The organism is Alcanivorax sp. VBW004, from assembly GCF_009718865.1.
Lineage (GTDB): Bacteria > Pseudomonadota > Gammaproteobacteria > Pseudomonadales > Alcanivoracaceae > Alcanivorax.
The window spans coordinates 2,598,043-2,614,481 of the sequence record NZ_WNHC01000001.1; the positions used below are offsets into that span (position 1 = coordinate 2,598,043).

General features: G+C 57.8%; 15 protein-coding genes. 13 read left to right on the top strand and 2 right to left on the bottom strand.

Features of this window, described 5'->3' with window-relative positions; genetic code table 11:
* Positions 1-2: 2 nt before the first annotated feature.
* Both F1529_RS11780 and map read right to left on the bottom strand, forming a co-directional pair.
* Positions 3-2,675 carry a [protein-PII] uridylyltransferase gene (locus tag F1529_RS11780; protein ID WP_339343996.1) on the bottom strand — a complete coding sequence of 891 codons (2,673 nt, stop codon included), beginning with the start codon at positions 2,673-2,675 and terminating at the stop codon, positions 3-5.
* Positions 2,676-3,470 carry a type I methionyl aminopeptidase gene (gene map / locus F1529_RS11785; protein WP_063520657.1) on the bottom strand — a complete coding sequence of 265 codons (795 nt, stop codon included), beginning with the start codon at positions 3,468-3,470 and terminating at the stop codon, positions 2,676-2,678.
* Between the two features lie 298 nt (positions 3,471-3,768).
* On the opposite strand from map, the gene rpsB reads away from it, so the two are divergent.
* From rpsB to lpxA, 13 genes are all read left to right on the top strand, one after another.
* A complete protein-coding gene (gene rpsB, locus F1529_RS11790; RefSeq protein WP_039925878.1) occupies positions 3,769-4,527 on the top strand; it encodes a 30S ribosomal protein S2 in 759 nt (252 codons plus the stop codon).
* Positions 4,528-4,593: 66 nt separating this feature from the next.
* The gene (gene tsf, locus F1529_RS11795) at positions 4,594-5,472 is read left to right on the top strand and encodes a translation elongation factor Ts (protein ID WP_155134957.1); all 879 of its coding nucleotides are present in this window, start codon (positions 4,594-4,596) and stop codon (positions 5,470-5,472) included.
* A gap of 241 nt (positions 5,473-5,713) precedes the next feature.
* On the top strand, positions 5,714-6,451 hold the full coding sequence (pyrH, locus tag F1529_RS11800; protein ID WP_039925879.1) for a UMP kinase: 738 nt from the start codon (positions 5,714-5,716) through the stop codon (positions 6,449-6,451).
* A 37-nt stretch (positions 6,452-6,488) separates the two neighbouring features.
* Entirely contained in the window at positions 6,489-7,046 is a 558-nt protein-coding gene (gene frr / locus F1529_RS11805; RefSeq protein ID WP_007148710.1) for a ribosome recycling factor, read from the top strand.
* A 77-nt stretch (positions 7,047-7,123) separates the two neighbouring features.
* A complete protein-coding gene (gene uppS, locus F1529_RS11810; protein ID WP_155134963.1) occupies positions 7,124-7,906 on the top strand; it encodes a polyprenyl diphosphate synthase in 783 nt (260 codons plus the stop codon).
* Complete coding sequence (locus F1529_RS11815) at positions 7,906-8,730, top strand: phosphatidate cytidylyltransferase (protein ID WP_155134967.1); 825 nt, start codon at positions 7,906-7,908, stop codon at positions 8,728-8,730. The genes uppS and F1529_RS11815 overlap by 1 nt, the downstream gene beginning before the upstream one ends.
* Positions 8,727-9,941 carry a 1-deoxy-D-xylulose-5-phosphate reductoisomerase gene (gene ispC, locus F1529_RS11820; protein ID WP_370457010.1) on the top strand — a complete coding sequence of 405 codons (1,215 nt, stop codon included), beginning with the start codon at positions 8,727-8,729 and terminating at the stop codon, positions 9,939-9,941. The genes F1529_RS11815 and ispC overlap by 4 nt, the downstream gene beginning before the upstream one ends.
* A complete protein-coding gene (gene rseP / locus F1529_RS11825; RefSeq protein ID WP_155134970.1) occupies positions 9,935-11,242 on the top strand; it encodes an RIP metalloprotease RseP in 1,308 nt (435 codons plus the stop codon). Before ispC ends, rseP begins: the two co-directional genes overlap by 7 nt.
* Positions 11,239-13,602 carry an outer membrane protein assembly factor BamA gene (gene bamA / locus F1529_RS11830; RefSeq protein ID WP_007150474.1) on the top strand — a complete coding sequence of 788 codons (2,364 nt, stop codon included), beginning with the start codon at positions 11,239-11,241 and terminating at the stop codon, positions 13,600-13,602. Before rseP ends, bamA begins: the two co-directional genes overlap by 4 nt.
* A gap of 10 nt (positions 13,603-13,612) precedes the next feature.
* Entirely contained in the window at positions 13,613-14,110 is a 498-nt protein-coding gene (locus F1529_RS11835) for an OmpH family outer membrane protein (protein WP_155134973.1), read from the top strand.
* Positions 14,110-15,120, top strand: coding sequence for a UDP-3-O-(3-hydroxymyristoyl)glucosamine N-acyltransferase (gene lpxD / locus F1529_RS11840; protein WP_155134976.1), 1,011 nt, complete (start codon positions 14,110-14,112; stop codon positions 15,118-15,120). Before F1529_RS11835 ends, lpxD begins: the two co-directional genes overlap by 1 nt.
* Positions 15,121-15,156: 36 nt before the next feature.
* Complete coding sequence (gene fabZ / locus F1529_RS11845) at positions 15,157-15,597, top strand: 3-hydroxyacyl-ACP dehydratase FabZ (protein WP_007151339.1); 441 nt, start codon at positions 15,157-15,159, stop codon at positions 15,595-15,597.
* Between the two features lie 73 nt (positions 15,598-15,670).
* Positions 15,671-16,438, top strand: coding sequence for an acyl-ACP--UDP-N-acetylglucosamine O-acyltransferase (gene lpxA / locus F1529_RS11850; RefSeq protein ID WP_155134979.1), 768 nt, complete (start codon positions 15,671-15,673; stop codon positions 16,436-16,438).
* Position 16,439 lies beyond the last annotated feature (1 nt).

Sequence of the window (16,439 nt, forward strand, 5' to 3'; positions counted from 1 at the left end):
GGTCAGGTGTTTCCGTTGTTCTTGTCGTCGAGTTCTTGCTTGAGGGTTTGCTGCAGTTCCTGGCACAAAGTCGGGTCGGAAACCGGTTCGCCATCAAGGTCGGTAATGAAGAATACGTCTTCGGCGCGTTCGCCCAGGGTGGCAATACGGGCATTTTGCACCAGGATCTCGAAGCGCATGAAGATACGCCCGATATGAGCCAACAGACCGGGGCGGTCCAGGGTTTGAATGTCCACCGCAGTACGATCGTTGACGATGTCGTTGCTGATCACCACCTGGGTGGGTACATCAAAGTGCTTGTTGCGCCGGGGCATGCGGCGGCTCACGGTGGTGGCGTAACGGTCCGGGTATTTCAGGGTTTCGGTGAGCGTCTTGCGGATTTGCTCGATGCGCGCCCAGTCCTCGCCGATGGGCGTGCCGTGTTCGTCCAGCACGATGTAGGTATCCAGGCTGAAGCCGTCCACGCTGGTAATAATGCGCGCGTCCATAATGGTCAGCCCGAGGCTGTCCAGGGCGTTCACGGTGGCGCTGAACAGATTGCGGGTGTCCGGGGTGTAGATGAAGATCTGCGACCCTCCGGCCAGTACGCTCTGGCTGGATTCACGAATCAGTACCAGTGGATCGTCCGGGTCTTCCCGGTCGAGCAGGGCTTCGGTGTGCCAGGAGATGTCCCGCGGGGTTTCGCGCAGGAAGTATTCATCGCCGATGTTGGCCCACAGGGCTTCGATTTCGGGGCCATCGTGGTCCCGGTCCGTGAGGAGGCGCAGGGCGGCGTCGCGGGTTTCGTCGATCCAGTCCTGTTTTTCCACCGGGTTGTTGAGGCCGCGACGCAGGGCGCGCTTGGTTTCGGTGTATAGCTGGCGTAACAGGGAGGCGCGCCAGGAATTCCACAGGGTAGGGTTGGTGGCATTGATATCCGCCACGGTGAGCACGTAGAGATAATCCAGGTGCACCAGATCGCCCACCTTGCGGGCAAAATCGTAGACCACGTCCGGGTCGGAAATATCCTTGCGCTGGGCCGTCACGCTCATGGTCAGGTGATTGCGCACCAGCCAGGCCACCAGCTTGCCATCCCAGGCGGTGAGTCCGTGGCGTTGGCAGAAGGCGATGGCATCGTCCGCGCCGAGTTCGGAATGGTCGCCACCACGGCCTTTGGCGATATCGTGATAGAGGCCGGAGGCGTACAGCAACTCGGGCTTGGGCAGACGATAGAACACTTCGCTGGCCAACGGGAATTCTTCGCGCAGGTCTTCGTAGCGCAGCCGGCGCATGTTCTTGATCACCAGCAGGGTGTGGGCGTCTACAGTGTAAATATGGAAGAGGTCGTACTGCATCATGCCGATGATGCCGCCGAATTCCGGCAGGTACTTGCCAAGGATGCCGTAGCGTTTCATGCGGCGCAGCTGGGAGAACAGGGCATGGGGGCTGCGCAGCAGCTGCATGAACAGGTCTGTGTTGACCGGATTATTGCGGAAGGCGTCGTCGATCTGGCGGCGATTGTAGATCAGCGCACGGACGGTGGAGGCGCGAATGCCTTTCAGGTCCGGGTTCTGGGCCATCAGCACAAAGGCTTCCAGCAGGGCGCTGGGGTGTTGCTCAAAGACATCCGGGCTGCTGATTTCCAGGTAATCGTTGCGTACCTGGAAGCGGCGGTTGAGTGGCCGCACTTGCTCCTGGGTGTCGCTGCGCAGAATGACTTCATCAAATAGCTGCAGCAGCATTTCGTTGAGCACGGACAGGGCAAGGGCGACTCGGTAGAAGCCCTTCATGAAGTGCTCGACCCCCAGGTTGGCACTGGTGTCTTCGTGGCCCAGCCGGCTAGCCAATTGCCGTTGGTGATCGAATAGCAGACGGTTTTCGTTACGTTCGGTCTGCACATGCAGCTGCCAGCGCACTTCCCAGAGGTAGTCCAGGCACTTGCGCAGCACGCCGTATTCTTCCGGGGTAAGGAAACCGTCGTTGACCAGGGCTTCCAGGCTGTCGGCATTGAAGTGGCGTTTGGCGACCCAGGCGATCATCTGCACATCGCGCAGGCCACCCGGGGCGTTTTTCAGGTCGGGTTCGAGATTGTATTCGGTGTCATTGAAACGCTTGTGGCGAGCGGTTTGTTCTTCCCACTTGGCGGCGAAAAAGGCGGCGGAGTCCCACATGTGTTCCGGGCCGGTGCGGTCTTCCAGCTGCCCGCGCAGGATGTCGTTTCCCGCCAGGGTGCGCGCTTCCATGATGTTGGTGGCCACGGTGATGTCTTCCCGCGCCAGCTCCACGCACTCGTCCAGGGTGCGCACCGCATGGCCGATTTCCAGGCCCATATCCCACAAAAAGGCCACGAATCGCTCAAGGCTGTCGCACAACGCCTGTTCCGGGGTGTCGGCGAGCAGCACCAGCAGATCCACATCGGAGCAGGGATGCAATTCCCCGCGGCCGTAGCCGCCCACGGCAACCAGCGCTACATCATCCCGTTCGGCCAGGCCAAACAGGGACCAGGCGGCAATCATCACCTGATCCACCATGGTCGCCCGGGCCTGGACCAGCTCGGTAATGTTGGTGGCTTCAAACGCCTGGTTCAGGCGTTCTTGCCCCTGAGCCAGATATTGTCGGGCGTATTGGCCGGGTTGGGCGCTTTCCTGCAGAGCGTCGAGCAGGGAGTCCTGAGATATTGCGGGTAGCAATGACACTTAATAAAGGTCCGTTTCTTCGCTGCGGGCAGTGAGGACTTCGTAACCATCGGCAGTGACGGCGATGGTGTGTTCCCACTGGGCGGACAACTTGCGGTCTTTAGTGACCACGGTCCAGGCGTCGGGCAGCAGTTTATTGGCGGCTTTGCCGGCGTTGATCATGGGCTCGATGGTGAACACCATGCCTTCCTGCAATTCAAGACCTGTGCCAGGTTTGCCGTAGTGCACCACCTGGGGCTCTTCGTGGAAGCCTTCGCCGATACCGTGGCCGCAGTATTCCCGCACCACAGAGAAGCGTTCGCCCTCGGCCATTTTCTGAATTCGATGACCAATGTCGCCAAGCTGTATGCCGGGCCGGACCATGCGGATACCGGCCAACATGCATTCACGGGTGGTTTCCACCAGTCGGCGGGCCAACACAGAGGGCTCGCCCACGTAAAACATCTTCGAGGTGTCGCCATGCCAGCCGTTCTTGATGACGGTGACATCGATGTTGACGATATCGCCGGTTTTCAGGGCCTTGCGGTCGCTGGGGATGCCGTGGCAGACCACATGGTTCACCGAGGTGCATACCGATTTGGGGAAGGGCATGCGACCGGGGGCGCCGCCATAGCCCAGAGGGGCAGGAATCGCTTGCTGCTTGTTGACGATATGGTCGTGGCAGATGCGGTCCAGTTCCTCAGTGGTGACCCCCGGCTTGACGTACTCGCCGATCATTTCCAGGACTTCGGCGGCCAGCTTGCCCGCTTCACGCATTTGCTCGATTTGCTCGGGGGTTTTAATGACGACATTCATGGGACTTGGGGAAACTCCTGCTTTTTCAGTGAGTTGGGCGGGGCTTGGGCAAAGCATTTTGGGCCGGGTAGGCACCTTTGCGTTGCCTGTGAGGGGCGGCTGTGGTATAAAGCGCGCGCTTTCCCGCTCTGCGTCGGTCAACAGACGACGGTGTCGCATTGTAACCGCCGATGAGTGGGGAAGGAAATCACACATGCCCCGTCACATAGCCCTGGGTGCCTTCTGGTCTGTAAGTTGGACCGATCTGGTTGGGTTTATGCGGGGGCGTGGAGGCCTAACCCAAAGTGGAGTACTAACAATGTCTAGCGTAACTATGCGCGATATGCTGAAAGCGGGCGTGCACTTCGGTCACCAAACCCGTTACTGGAACCCGAAGATGAATGCTTACATCTTCGGCGCCCGCAACAAGATTCACATCATCAACCTGGAGCAGACCCTGCCCCTGTTCAACGACGCCATGGCGTTCCTGAACAAGCTGGCTGCCAGCAACAACAAGATCCTGTTTGTTGGTACCAAGCGTGCGGCGCAGAAAGCGGTGAGCGAAGAAGCTCAGCGTTGCGGTATGCCCTATGTGGATCACCGTTGGTTGGGCGGCATGCTCACCAACTGGAAAACCATTCGTCAGTCCATCAAGCGTTATCGTGAGCTGGAAGCCCAGTTCCAGGATGGCACTTTTGACAAGCTGACCAAGAAAGAAGCCCTGATGCGTAAGCGCGAGATGGACAAGCTCGAGCGTTCCATCGGTGGTATCAAGGACATGGGCGGCCTGCCTGACGCACTGTTCGTGATCGACGTAGATCACGAAGACATTGCGCTGCAGGAAGCTCGCAAGCTGGGGATCCCGGTTGTTGCAGTGGTTGATACCAACTCCAACCCGGACGGCGTTGATTACGTCATTCCCGGCAACGACGACGCAATCCGCGCCATTCAGCTGTATGTGAAAGCCGCAGCTGACGTGATTCTGGAAGGCAAGCAGTACGCCCAGAACCAGACCGGTGGCGAGAGCGAGTTCGTCGAGGTAGCAGATGAAGCCCAGGGCGAAAAAGCCGAAGGTTAATCTATCGGTGGGCGAGCCGCTGGCTCGCCCGCTTTACCGAAACATACCAAAGTTAAGAGGATAATCATGGCTGCTGTTACTGCTGCAATGGTTAAAGAGCTTCGTGAGCGTACCGGTCTTGGCATGATGGAGTGCAAGAAGGCGCTGGTTGAAGCAGATGGCGATATCGAAAAAGCCATCGACGATATGCGTAAATCCGGCCAGGCCAAAGCGGCCAAGAAAGCCGGCCGCACCGCTGCTGAAGGCGGTGTGGTGATTGCTACCAACGACGCAAACACCGTTAGCGTGATGGTAGAAATCAACTCCGAAACCGATTTCGTTGCCCGCGATGAAAACTTCCTGGGCTTCTGCGACAAAGTGGCTGGCGCTGCTTTGGCTGCAGGTGAAACCGACGCCGCCAAGATTGGCGAGCTGACTCTGGACGACGGTGCGACCGTTGAACAGGCCCGTCAGGCACTGGTTCAGAAAATCGGTGAAAACATCCAGATCCGTCGTGCTGCCAAGCTGGAAGCGGAAGGTGCCATTGGCGCTTACGTTCACGGCGGCCGTATCGGTGTTCTCGTTGCCCTGAAAGGTGGCGATGCCGAGCTGGGTAAAGATGTTGCCATGCACGTGGCTGCGGTTAACCCGATGGTCATCAGTGGCGATCAGGTTCCTGCTGAAGTGCTGGAAAAAGAGAAAGAGATCATCCGTGCCCAGCCTGATATGGAAGGCAAGCCGGCTGAGATCGTTGAGAAAATGCTCGGCGGCCGTATCAACAAGTTCCTGAAAGAAGTGAGCTTGCTGGACCAGCCGTTCGTGAAAGATCCGAATACCACTGTCGGTGCGCTGGTTAAAGCGGCCGGTGCTGAAGTCGTCGCTTTCGAGCGTCTGGTTGTCGGCGAAGGTATCGAGAAAGAAGAAGTCGATTTCGCTGCCGAAGTGGAAGCTGCGGCTAAAGGCTAAGGCTCGCGAGTTCGATGTGTAAAAGGGCGCCTTGCTGGCTTGACTAGCAGGGCGTTTTTTTCGCCTGTTGAACGGCAGAAAGTGAAAAGCGCTTGCAACCATCGTGCGGGGCGGTACTGTGCTATGCAGCACAGGCTCGTGCGTTTGAATGCAGTGAAAGGCCGGCCTGGGCCGGTAAAAATGATGACGATGGCGGGTTATTCATGGGTGGCGGTTTCGTATGAGTGGTGGAGAGAAAGACATGCCGACGAACAAGGAGCGCTCACCGCGCTATAACCGTATTCTGCTCAAGCTGAGTGGTGAGGCGCTGGCGGGTGAAGAGGGGTTCGGTATTGACCCGAAGGTACTGGATGCCATTTCCCTGGAAATCGGCCAACTGGTTGGCATCGGTGTTCAGGTCGGCCTGGTTGTTGGCGGTGGTAATCTGTTCCGTGGTGCCGCGTTGCAGAGCGCGGGCCTGGACCGGGTCGCCGGGGACCATATGGGCATGCTGGCGACAGTAATGAACGGCCTGGCCCTGCGCGATGCCCTGGAGCGTTCCAATATCCGCACCCGCTTGATGTCGGCGATCCCCATGAGCGGCGTGGTCGAGCACTATGACCATCGCAATGCCAACCGCCACCTGAAAAACGGTGAAGTGGTGATCTTCTGTGCCGGTACCGGCAACCCCTTCTTTACCACCGATTCTGCCGCCTGCTTGCGCGGCATTGAAATCAGTGCCGATGTGGTATTGAAGGCGACCAAGGTGGATGGGGTCTATAATGACGATCCGGTGAAAAATCCGGATGCGGTCAAGTATGACACCTTGACCTATGATGAAGTGCTGGATAAAAAACTGGGTGTCATGGATCTGACGGCCATTTGTCTGTGCCGTGACCATGCCATGCCGTTGCGTGTTTTTGATATGAACAAGAAGGGTGCCCTGCTCAACCTGATGTTGGGCGGTAGTGAAGGTACCCTGGTGGAAGCCGCGCAGTAAGCGTTGGCGATAGCCGCTGATAGAGCGAGGAATAACGGTGATTGACGATATTCGCAATGATGCGCAAAGTCGCATGAAAAAGAGTCTTGAGGCGCTGGATACAGCCATGAAACGGGTGCGTACCGGTCGGGCGCATCCGAGCCTGCTGGACAATATTACCATCGAGTATTACGGCGCAGAAACGCCGCTCAACCAGATGGGCAATATCTCGGTGGAAGAGGGCAGAACGCTGACGATTTCGCCGTTCGACAAGTCGCTGATTCCGCAGATTGAACGCGCCATCATGATGTCTGATCTGGGCCTTAACCCGTCCACCTCCGGCACCCTGATTCGTTTGCCGCTGCCGCCGCTGACTGAAGAAACCCGTCGGGACCTGGTCAAGGTGGTGCGGGCAGAGGCAGAGAAAGCCCGCGTGTCCGTGCGCAACGTGCGTCGTGATGCCAATGGCGACTTGAAAGAACTGCTCAAGGAAAAAGAAATTTCCGAAGATGAGCAGCGCCGCGGCGAAGAACAGATCCAGCAGCTTACCGACAAGATGGTGGCGCAAGTGGAGAGTGTTCTGAAAGAGAAAGAAGAGGAATTGATGACCGTTTAATCGCTGCTGGCGAAACGGTGATCTGACTGACATTTCGGGCTGCGCGTCAGCCCGTTTTTATTATTGGCGGATGCAGTATGGCCGACAATCAACCGCATTCCAGCGCCCCCGATCTCGATTCCCATCAGGGCAGTGTGCCCCGCCATGTGGCGATCATCATGGACGGTAACAACCGTTGGGCCCGTAAGCAGGGCTTGCCGGGAGAGGAAGGGCATCGTGCCGGTGAGGCAACGGTGCAGGCGATCATTCGCCAGGCCGCCCACCAGGGCATTGAGGCGTTGACGCTTTTTGCGTTCAGCTCGGAAAACTGGCGCCGGCCCCAGGCTGAGGTAGATCACCTGATGGCCTTGTTCCTGAAGGCATTGGGTGGCCGGGTTGAAGAACTGCACGGGCACGGTGTACGCATCCTTTTTATTGGTGACCGCTCCGCGTTCGCTGCGGACTTGCAGGACGGTATGGCCGAGGCGGAGTCGTTAACCGGTGCCAATAACCGCATGACTGTGGTGATCGCGGTGAATTATGGCGGGCAGTGGGATATTGCCCACGCCGCCCGGATAATGGCGGAAAAAGTGGTCGCCGGTGAGATACAGCCGGAGCAGATCAGCGCGGAGTCCATGGCGCCGCATCTGTCCATGGCGGATTTGCCGCCGCCGGATTTGCTGATCCGTACCGGTGGTGATCAAAGAATAAGCAACTTTTTGTTGTGGCAACTGGCTTACAGTGAACTGTATTTCTCACCGTTGTTGTGGCCAGATTTTGACGCTGACGCCTTTGATGCAGCGTTACAGGATTTTGCTGGCCGCCAGCGACGCTTTGGTCGCTCCGGTGAGGAAGTGACCAGCTTGAGTGGAGAACAATAATGTTAAAGCTGCGCGTGATTACCGCGCTGGTGCTGCTGCCAATCGTGCTGGGCGCCGTTTTCGGGCTGGATCGCCTGCCGTTTGCCATCGTGGCCGGGGTGTTCTTTATCCTCGCCGGCTGGGAATGGGCGGCAATGATGGGCAAGGTCAGCCTGACTGTGCGATTGGCCTGGGTGGCGGCACTGGCTGTGGTGATGGCCGCAGCGGAGTATTTCCAGCCCGCCTGGCTATTGAATGCCATTCCCGTGTGGTGGTTGTTGGCGTTGGTGTTGGTGGTGGGCTACCCGGGCAATGCTCGCGCCTGGTACCGCCCTGCGCTGATGGCGCTGGTGGGGCTGTTGTTGCTGGTGCCGTCCTGGGCGGCCATTGTGCAATTACAGAGCAATGGAGCCCTGGGCCTGGCGGGCCCCTGGGCGCTGATGTTTATCCTTCTGTGGGTGTGGGCGGCGGATACCGGTGCGTATTTTGCCGGCCGTACCTTTGGCAAACACAAGCTGGCCCCGCTGGTGAGCCCGGGCAAGACTATCGAAGGGCTGTTGGGCGGGGTGGCTCTGGCGTTGGCGGTGGTGGCAGGCGTGTACGCTGCCGGCCTGCTGGACGCCCAGTTGTGGCCGCTGATGCTGGTGGCCTTGTTCACTGTGCTGGCGTCTGCCCTGGGCGATCTGTTTGAAAGCATGGTGAAGCGTGAGCGCGGCTTCAAGGATAGTGGCACCATCTTGCCTGGTCACGGCGGCATGCTGGACCGCATCGACAGTGTTACCGCTGCCATGCCCATCGCTCTGGCCGGGTTCAACTGGTTTGCCCTGCCGGGAGGCAGTTTGTGACACCCTCTGCAAGTGATTCCCTGCGTGCTGCTCGTGCTGGCAGGCAGCGTCTGACGCTGCTGGGTGCCACGGGCAGCATCGGCCAGCAAACCCTGGATGTGGTGGTGCGTCACCCGGAGCGCTACGAGGTGTTTGCGGTTACCGCTGGTACCCAGTGGCAGGCCATGGCGCGACTCTGCGAAACGGTACATCCACGTTATGCCGCCATGGCGGACCCTGCCGCCGCCACGGCGCTCCGGAACCATCTTGGTAAGGTCGGGTCACAGGTAGAGGTTCTGGCTGGCCCTGAATCCCTCTGTGAACTGGCTGCTCACCCGGATGCCGATACCGTGGTGGCGGGTATTGTCGGCGCGGCGGGAGTGCGTCCAACTCTGGCGGCGGTGGAAGCGGGCAAGCGAGTGCTGCTGGCTAACAAGGAAGCGCTGGTGGTGACCGGTTCCTTGTTTATGGATGCGGTAAAGCGTCACGGGGCAACCTTGTTGCCGCTGGATTCAGAGCACAACGCCATTTTTCAATGCCTGCCCACCGAAGGGGTCAACGCTGGCGTGGAGCGTCTGTTGTTGACCGCATCGGGTGGCCCTTTCCGGGAGTTCAGCGCAGAACAGTTACAAGCGGTCACCCCGGAACAGGCCATTAAACATCCCAACTGGGATATGGGGCCGAAGATTTCTGTGGACTCCGCCACCTTGATGAACAAGGGGCTGGAGTTTATCGAGGCTTGCTGGTTGTTCGATGTGCCGCCCGCCATGGTGGATGTGGTGGTGCACCCCCAGAGTGTGATTCACTCCATGGTCGCTTATCGGGATGGCTCGGTACTGGCGCAGATGGGAACGCCGGATATGCGTACCCCCATCGCCTGCGGTCTGTCATGGCCGGAGCGGGTGGAATCCGGGGCCAAGCGGCTGGATTTTGCGGCGTTGGCCGGGTTGGATTTTGAATTGCCGGATCTGAAACGGTTTCCCTGCCTGGGCCTGGCGCGTGATGCCATGGCCGCCGGCGGGACCGCAACGGCGGTGCTCAATGCGGCCAATGAAGAGGCTGTGGCGGCTTTTCTAAGCGGTCAGCTCGATTTTATGGGCATTGCGGATGTGGTGGCGCGAACCCTGGAGCAACAGGATGCGCCAGCCTGCCGGGATGTGGATGCGGTCATGGAGATTGATCGCCAGGCGCGGCAGGTTGCCTGCCGCTGGATTAAGGAGCGTGGATGCTGACGTTGCTGGCATTCGTCGTCACGATTGTGATCATTGTGGCTTTCCATGAATGGGGCCACTTTCTTGCCATGCGCGCCTTTGGCGTCCGTGTTCTGACCTTTTCTGTGGGCTTTGGCCCGAAAATCCTGCGTTTCACTGACAAGAAAGGCACTGAGTGGGTGATCAGCGCGATCCCTCTGGGTGGCTACGTGAAACCACTGGATGTCCGTGAAGATGAGACGGCGGACGGTGCGCCGGGCGAATTTTCCGGCAAGCCGGCCTGGCAGCGTGTGATTACCTATGCGGCGGGCCCGGTATTCAACTTTATTCTCGCCATGCTGATTTACTGGGTATTGATGTTTGGCTATGGCCAACGCGGCCTGGAGGCAGTGGTGGGCCCGGTGACGCCGGATTCGGTCGCCGAGCAGGCAGGTTTTGTGCCTGGGGACCGCATCGTTGCGGTGGGCAGCACCGAGCTCAAAGGCTGGCGCGCCTTCTATAACGAATTGATCCTGCATCTGGGCGAGCCGGATACCCTGGCGATCACCGTAGAGCAGGCAGGGGGTGGCACCACGGTTCGTGAGCTGGATACCTCGCCCTGGTCCGCAGATCTGGACAAGCCGCCCCTGGAAGCTCTGGGGCTCAATCAGGCCGTGGTTATTGGTGAGGTCCAGGCGGACAGTCCGGCAGAGCAGGCCGGCCTGACCGGTGGTGATCAGGTGCTTACCCTGAACGCTGAGCCGGTATTCAGTTGGTCCCAGTGGCAAGAAAGTATCATGGTAGCACCGGGTGAGGCCCTGACTGTCGGCGTACTCCGCGGAACGCGCATCGAGACGCTCCAGGTGGAGCCTGCCACGGTGACCGAAAACGGTGAGTCCTTTGGCCGTATCGGCGTGGGGCTGGGGGGCGTTTACCAGCAGGAATTTGGTGTGCTGGGCGCTGTCGGTGCGGCCGGCAGCCGCTTTGCCGAGCAGGTCAACGTGGTGGGCGCGAGCCTGGTGAAACTGGTGACCGGCAAGCTCTCTCTCGATAACCTGGGCGGCCCTATCACCATTGCCCAGGTGGCCGGTGAAAGTGCGTCCATAGGCATTGCCAGCTTCCTGGCATTGCTGGCTTACCTCAGCATCACGCTGGGGGTGATTAACCTTCTTCCCGTACCAATGCTTGACGGCGGCTGGATTTTCTTTGGAATCATTGAAATGATTCGCGGTCGCAGTTTACCTGAGCGGTTCTTGATGGCCGCACAAGGTGTTGGGCTGACGCTCGTGGTCAGCTTCATGTTATTGGCCATTTACAACGACTTGGTGAAGCAGTTTTCATGAGATTTGGGGACATTCTGAGCAGCCCCCTGAAGGGCCTGCTAGCGGTTTTTTGCCTGTTGGCAGCGCCGCTGCTAAATGCGGACACACAGCTACCGTTCAAGGTCCACGATATTCGCGTAGAAGGGCTCCAGCGTCTGCCAGTGGAACGGGTCTATGCCTCCCTGCCGATTCAGGCCGGTGACACGGTTAACCGTGATCAGGTAGTCGATGCGGTGCAGCGCCTGTTTGCCACCGGCAATTTCGAGGATGTGCAGCTGGGCCGTGACGGTGATGACCTGGTGGTTATCGTTGCCGAGCGACCAAGCATCGCGCGCATCGACTTGTCCGGTAACAAATCTATTGATGAAGAAAATCTGCGCAAGGGCCTGACCGAAGCCGGGTTGGCTGAAGGCGAAGTGTTCCAGCGCTCTACCTTGCAGGCGATTGCCGGCGAGCTGGAGCGTCAGTACGTCAGCCAGGGCCGCTACGGGGCAGACATCAAGACCGAATCGGTGGCGCTGCCGCGTAACCGGGTGGCCCTGAAAATCGAAATCTATGAAGGCAAAGCCGCCAGAATTCGCAACATCAACATCGTTGGCAACCAGTTGTTTGACGATGAAGCCTTGCTGGAAGATTTCGAACTGCATTCTTCCGGTTTCTGGTCGTTCATCAAAGGTGATGACAAGTATTCCCGGGAAAAACTGGGCGGTGACCTGGAGCGGTTGCGTTCCTATTACCTGGATCGCGGTTATATCAACTTTTCCATCGAGTCCACTCAGGTATCCGTGACACCGGACCGGCGCAGTGTATTTATCACGGTGAATGTGGCCGAAGGCGAACAGTACACCGTGAATGAAGTAAACCTGGCCGGTGACCTGGTGGTAAAAGAGGATCAATTGCGGCCTTTGCTGATCGTGAAAAAAGGCCAGGTGTTCAGTCAGCAACTGGTGACCTATACCAACGATTTGATCAAACGCCGTCTTGGCAATGAAGGTTACACTTTCGCGGAAGTGAATGGCCGTGAGCATAATGCCAATGATGAAGACAACACCGTCGATGTGACTTTCTACGTGGACCCGGGCCGCAAGGTCTATGTTCGCCGGATCAACTTCAGCGGCAATGCCAAGACTGATGACGAAGTGCTGCGCCGTGAATTGCGTCAGTTCGAACAGGCCCCGGCAAACACCTCATTGGTGGACTTGTCTCGCCAGCGTCTGCAGCGGCTCGGTTACTTCAGCGTGGTAGAGGCGGACACCCCGCGAGTACCCAATGCGGATGACCTGGTGGATGTGAATTACAAGGTTGAAGAGCAGCCTTCCGGTTCCATCGGTGCCAACGTGGGTTTCTCCGATGCCTCCGGTTTCATCTTCGGTGCCAACGTGACCCAGAATAACTGGCGCGGTAGTGGTAACCGGGTGTCCTTTGCGCTGAGCCGGTCTGATATCCGCGACTCCTACAGCTTTTCGCATTACAACCCGTATTACACCCTGGACGGGGTAAGCCGGGGCTTCAGCCTGTTTTATTCTGAAATTGATTTCGATGAAACTACAGTAGCGTCCTACGCGGCGGATCGTCTGGGTGGCTCGGTGACGTTTGGTTATCCCATCTCGGAATATTCTCGCCTGAGCTTCGGTGCCACCTACGAGAAAACCGACATTACCACCGGTGATTTCGTGGCCGTGGATATTGCCAACTTCCTGATCCAAGAAGGCACCAAGTTCAATGAATACAAGGCCAATGCGTCCCTGCAGACCAGCACCCTGAACCGGGGCATTCTGCCTGATCGCGGTTGGTCGAGTACCCTTGGATTTGAAGTGGCGGTGCCGGGGTCCGATTACGGCTTCTACAAGCTGAACTGGACCGGGCAGAAGTATTTCCCCATTACCCAACGCTGGACGCTGCGCACCCGTGCTGATGTGGCCTACGGTGATGGCTATGGTGACGACACGGTGCTGCCGTTCTTCGAAAACTATTATTCAGGCGGTATCGGCTCTGTGCGTGGCTACGAGTCCCGTTCCCTGGGACCACGCTCTGAAGGCCTGAGCTATTTCCTCAATGGCACCACGGATCCAAGCCCGGATCCCATCGGCGGCAACTTCCTGACAGAAGCGAGTATGGAGCTGATTTTCCCGACGCCCTTTGCGCCGGAGTCGCGAAGCGTGAGAACCTTCCTGTTCGTGGATGCGGGGAACGTGTTTGAAACCGAGCGGGATGATATTTTTGCGGACTTTGAGCCGCAGGATATTCGCACCTCTGCCGGTATCGGGCTGACCTGGTTGACGGCCATCGGGCCGCTCAGCTTCAACCTCGCCAAGGCACTGAACGACCAGCCTGGCGATGACACGGAAGTATTCCAATTTTCTCTGGGACAGACTTTTTAGGAGTTTAATAATGATGAAAAAAACACTGGTAGCACTGACTCTTCTTCTTCCGGCTCTGGCGATGGCCGATGGCACCATTGGGGTTCTCGATCCGATTGCTGCACTGCAATCGTCGGATAACGTGAAGGCAAAAATGTCATCACTGGAAAATGAGCTGTCTGCCGATGAGCAAAAGCTCAACTCTCTGCAGAATGATGTGCAGAAGCTGCAGCAAAAACTGCAGAAAGAAGCCATGACCATGTCAGCGGATCAACAGGACACGCTGAAGACGCAAGGTCAGCAGAAGATGATTGAAATCCAGAGCCTGCAGCGCAAGCTGCAAAAGCGTGCCAATGAAGCGCAGCGTGAGATTCTGGAAGAAATGCAGCCGAAACTGAAAACCGCCATGGAAGCCGTGGCCAAGCGTGAAAAGCTGGATGTGGTACTCAATGCCCAGGCGGTGATGTACGCCAAGCCTGATCTGGACATTACCGAGGCTGTGGGCAAACAACTGAACAGCATGAAATAATGCTGACTCTCGGAGCGCTTGCAGAAAAGCTGGATGCGGAGCTGGTCGGAGAGGCCAGCCACGTGGTGGACGGTCTGGGTACGATCCAGTCCGCGTCATCCAGCCAGCTTACCTTTCTTGCCAATCCTCGCTATCGGTCGTTTCTGGAACAGACCGGTGCGGGGGCGGTGCTGATCCCTGAATCCCAGCGGGCATACTGTCCGGTGGCGGCCCTGATCGTTAAAGACCCGTACCTTGCCTTTGCCAAGGCCAGTGCCTTTTTTGAGGTTGCGCCGCAACCGCAAGCGGGTGTGCATCCTGCTGCGGTGATTGATGCGACAGCCCGGATTGCCGATTCAGCTTCCATTGGTCCAAATGCGGTGGTGGAAGCGAATGTGACGGTGGGAGAGGGTGCCGTGATCATGGCCAACAGCGTGGTCGGCGCCGGTTCCGTTATCGGTGATCAGTGCCGAATTTGGCCAAATGTTACAATTTACCATGGTGTCACACTGGGTCCGCGCACTATCATACACGCCAATTGCGTGATCGGTGGCGATGGTTTCGGGTTCGCCTTTAATGGCGCGGGCTGGACCAAGCTTCATCAGGTCGGCGGTGTCACCATTGGTGCCGATGTAGAAATTGGCGCCGGTACCACAGTGGACCGTGGTGCAATCGACGATACCATTATTGGCAATGGCGTGATTCTGGATAATCAGATCCAGGTCGCTCACAACGTTGTCATTGGTGATCATACTGCTATCGCCGGGAAGGCTGGCATCGCGGGTTCAGCCAAAATCGGCTCTTTCTGCCTGATTGGCGGAGCCGCCGGTATTGCTGGCCACATCGAGGTGTGTGACAAGGTGCAAATCCTGGCCATGTCACTGGTCTCCAGCTCTATCAAGGAACCGGGTACCTATGGCTCTGCGTTGCCTGTGGATAGCCAATCCCGCTATCGTAGGAACGTGGCGCGTTTCCGGAATCTGGATGATCTGGCCCGCCGTGTGCGCAAGCTTGAGCGTTTAAGCGACTAATTTCCGCGATTTGCGGTACTTGCCTGTGTGGAACACATGATGATGGATATCCAAGAGGTCAGGGAATACCTGCCCCATCGTTACCCTTTTTTGCTGATTGACCGGGTGCTGAATATTGAGCCCGGAAAACGGATCGAAGCGTTGAAAAATGTGACGATCAACGAGCCGTTCTTCAACGGCCATTTTCCTGATGAGCCCATCATGCCCGGCGTGCTGATCGTAGAAGCGATGGCGCAGGCTGCAGGCATTCTGGGTTTTGTGACGGAAAAAAAGAAACCCTCTGACGGCTATATTTACCTGCTGGTAGGGACAGACAAGGCGCGTTTCAAACGCCGGGTGATCCCGGGGGATACTCTGCACCTGTTCGCCGAGTATGTGGTGGTAAAGCGCAATATTCTGAAATTCACCTGTGAGGCGCAGGTAGACGGGAAAACCGTTGCGAGTGCAGAGATGCTCGTGGCTGAGCAAAAAGTCTGATCCCCGCCCGTACGCCAGTGATTAGCTGGCGTATACTGCCTGCCTTCATCATCAAAATAAAAGTGACAAGTCCATGATTCATCCGACCGCCCTTATTGATCCGGCCGCGGAGCTTGCAGAGGATGTGCAGGTGGGCCCGTACTCCATTATTGGCCCCGACGTGAAAATCGGTGCGGGCACCGTAGTGGCGTCCCATGTGGTCATCAAAGGGCCGACAACCATTGGTCGCAATAACCACATCTTCCAGTTCGCGTCCGTCGGCGAGGACTGCCAGGACAAGAAGTACAACGGGGAACCGACTCGTCTGGAAATTGGCGACGACAATGTTATCCGTGAATCGGTCACCATTCATCGCGGTACCATTCAGGATAACTCCCTGACTAAAATCGGTAGTCGTAACTTGCTGATGGCTTATGTGCATGTGGCGCACGACTGCATGATTGGCGATGACTGTATTTTTGCCAACAATGCCTCGGTGGCGGGCCATGCCCATGTGGGCAATGGCGTGATTCTCGGCGGCATGACCGGTGTGCACCAGTTCTGCAAGATTGGCTCCTACGCCATGACCTCCGGTTGTTCGCTGGTGCTGAAAGATATTCCGGCTTACGTGATGGTGTCCGGCAACCCGGCCAGCGCGCGCAGCATGAACTTTGAAGGCATGCGCCGTCGTGGCTGGTCCAAGGAGGTAGTCAGCAGCCTGCGTCAGGCCTATAAGGTGGTCTACCGCCAGGGGCTCACGCTGGAACAGGCTCTGGCCGAACTGGAAGCCATGGAACCGTCGGATGCGCTGCAAATCTTCATCGATTCCCTGAAAGCGTCCGAGCGCGGTATCACCCGCTGAC